Source organism: Mesorhizobium sp. M1E.F.Ca.ET.041.01.1.1 (genome assembly GCF_003997355.1).
Lineage (GTDB): Bacteria > Pseudomonadota > Alphaproteobacteria > Rhizobiales > Rhizobiaceae > Mesorhizobium.
The window spans coordinates 1-2,616 of the sequence record NZ_RZSL01000721.1; the positions used below are offsets into that span (position 1 = coordinate 1).

At 66.9% G+C, this 2,616-nt stretch carries 3 protein-coding genes; 1 reads left to right on the top strand and 2 read right to left on the bottom strand.

The window, feature by feature from the left end:
* On the top strand, window positions 1–582 hold a 582-nt coding region (locus tag EOA38_RS33130; RefSeq protein ID WP_145966190.1), incomplete at its 5' end, for a zinc-binding dehydrogenase.
* Between the two features lie 26 nt (window positions 583–608).
* Here EOA38_RS33130 and EOA38_RS33135 read toward each other — a convergent pair.
* Together EOA38_RS33135 and EOA38_RS33140 are read right to left on the bottom strand one after the other, a co-directional pair.
* A complete protein-coding gene (locus EOA38_RS33135) occupies window positions 609–1,358 on the bottom strand; it encodes an SDR family oxidoreductase (protein WP_126091911.1) in 750 nt (249 codons plus the stop codon).
* Window positions 1,359–1,422: 64 nt separating this feature from the next.
* Window positions 1,423–2,616 (bottom strand): penicillin-binding transpeptidase domain-containing protein (locus EOA38_RS33140; RefSeq protein ID WP_281060141.1); only part of this gene is annotated, 1,194 nt, incomplete at its 5' end.

Genomic DNA, 2,616 nt, shown 5'->3' on the forward strand with positions numbered 1-2,616 from the left:
CTTCCGGTTGCGGGCACGACGGCGCTGAGGACGTTGCGCCATGGCGGCGGCCTGGCCGGCCAGCGGGTTCTGATCACCGGCGCAAGCGGCGCGGTCGGTCGTTTCCAGATCCAGATCGCCCGCGAGCAGGGCGCGCACGTGACCACGGTCGCCGCCTCCCGGCACGACGAGGATCTGCGTCGGCTGGGAGCCGGGCAGGTTGTCGAACAGATCGAGCTGGCCGAGGGGCCGTTTTCGCTGATCACCGAGTCGGTCGGCGGCGAAAGCCTCGCGCACGCGATAGAACGCGTCGCGCCTGGCGGGGTGATCGTCATGTTCGGTTCGAGCAGCGGCGAACTCACGCCCGTCGGGTTCCGTCAGTTCGTTCCGGGTCACGAGGGAGCGAGGCTGCAGACTTTCGCCTACTACACTTCCGGCTCCGGCATTGGCGCCGACATCGCCTGGCTGCTTGGCTTAGTCGCGGCTGGCCGGCTGGAAACCCGCGTGGCCTTGACGGTGCCGTGGACGGAAATCGCCCAGGCCCTGGACTCGCTCAGACAGCGCAGCATCAGCGGCAAGGCTGTTCTCACCATAAGTGGATGAGCAGCCCTTAGCTTGAAGTCAGCCGCTCAAACGTGCTGGCCACCGTTGATATGGATTTCGGAGCCGGTCACGTAGGACGCCTGCGCGGTGCACAGGAAGAAGATGATGTCGGCCACTTCCGACGTGGCGCCGAGCCGTCTCAGAGGAATCGTCTCGACGATCTTGTCGGTGCCCGGCGACAGGATCGCCGTGTCGATCTCGCCCGGCGCGATCGCGTTGACGCGGATGCCGTGCGGGCCGAAGTCGTGCGCCATCTCGCGCGTCAGCGAGCCGAGCGCCGCTTTCGATGTCGCGTAGGCCGTGCCGGCGAACGGGTGCACCCGGGTGCCGGCGATCGAGGTGACGTTGACGATCGATCCCTTGGCCGCGGCGAGTTCCTTGAACAGCCCCCTCGCCAGCATGATCGGCGCGAAGAAGTTGACCTGGAACACGTCGCGCCAGACATGCATCGGCGTGTCGATCGAATTCATCCGGCTGCCGTCCTTCAGCTTCGGCGAGATGCCGGCATTGTTGACCAGCGCGTGCAGTTGCCCGCCATGCGCCTCCAGCCGGTGCCGGATTTCCGAGACGGCGATGCCAACATCCTCCTGGTCGGCGAGATCGACCTTGATGTGGTCCTCAGGCCCGGCTGGCCAAGGACAATCCTCGGCGAAAGCCTGGCGCGAGCAGGTGATGACGCGCCAGCCCTCGCGCGAAAAACGCTTCACCGTCGCATGGCCGATGCCACGGCTGGCGCCGGTGAGCACGATGGTTTTTCTAGGGTCGGTCTCGGCCATGGCTTGATCTCCGGCCGGACATGTAGCCGAACGCGCTCGCCATTGCGAGAGGCGAGTTTGCCGCTCAACCGCCGCCGAGGATGTCGAGGATCGACGTCTGCCGCCGTTTCTTCGGGCCGCCGACGTCGCCGGGCGGCACCGGATGCCCGACCGACGCGGTGGTGCCGCCGTCGCTGGGCATGTCGAAACCGTCGGCGTCGACGGTTTGAGCGGGACGCGCCTGGCGTGCCGGCGCCTGGGCGACAGGCTGCGATTGGCCGACCGGCGCCTGCGGCACCGGCGCCGGCTGCGAAGCATCCGCCGACGGAATCTCGTCCGGCACGACCGTATCGGACGGCGTCGACTTCCATGTTCCGGGCAGCGGCCTGACCGGAACGCCTTCATGCGCGGCGACCATGAATTCGTGCCAGGCCTGCGCCGGCAGCGCGCCGCCGGTCACCTTCTTCATCGCGCTGCCGTCGTCATTGCCGAACCACACGCCGGTGGTGAGGTTGGCGGTGTAGCCGACGAACCAGGCGTCGCGCGAATTCTGGCTGGTGCCGGTCTTGCCGGCCGAGGGCCAGTTGAAGGCGGCCTTCTTGGCGGTGCCGATCTCGACGGTTCCCGTCATCATCGAGTTCATCATGCCGACGATATCGGCCTTGATCACGCGCGCCGCGCTGCCGCCATTGTTCTCGTAAAGCACCTTGCCGCTGGCTGTGGTGACGCGGCGGATGAAGTGGATATCCGGCTTGTAGCCGCCATTGGCGAAAGGCACATAGGCCGCGGTCAGTTCCAGCGGCGTCACTTCCGAGGTGCCGAGCGCGATCGAGGTGTTCGACTGCAGGTCGGACTGGATGCCCATGCGATGCGCCGCCTCGACCACCGCGTCGGGCCCGACTTCCATGGTGAGCTGCGCCGCCACCGAGTTCAGCGACTTGGCCAGCGCCGTCGCCAGCGTCACCTTGCCATAGTACTTGCCGCCATAGTTATCCGGCGTCCATTTGCCGATCTTGATCGGAGCGTCGTTGCGCACGCTGTCCGGCGTGCGGCCGGCTTCGAGCGCCGCCATATAGACGAAGGGCTTGAAGGCCGATCCCGGCTGCCGCCGCGCCTCCGAGGCGCGGTCGAACTGGCTGGTCGAATAGTCGTAGCCGCCGACCATGGCGCGCACGGCGCCGGAATCGTCGATCGACACCAGCGCGCCCTGCGTGACGTTGAGCTTCTTGCCGCTTTCGTCGATCAGCCGGCGGATCGACTGCTCGGCAAGCTTCTGCCT

Coding starts and splice junctions, on each gene's coding strand:
- EOA38_RS33135 (WP_126091911.1), bottom strand. CDS start 1,358: ATGGCCGAGACCGACCCTAGAAAAACCATCGTGCTCACCGGCGCCAGC.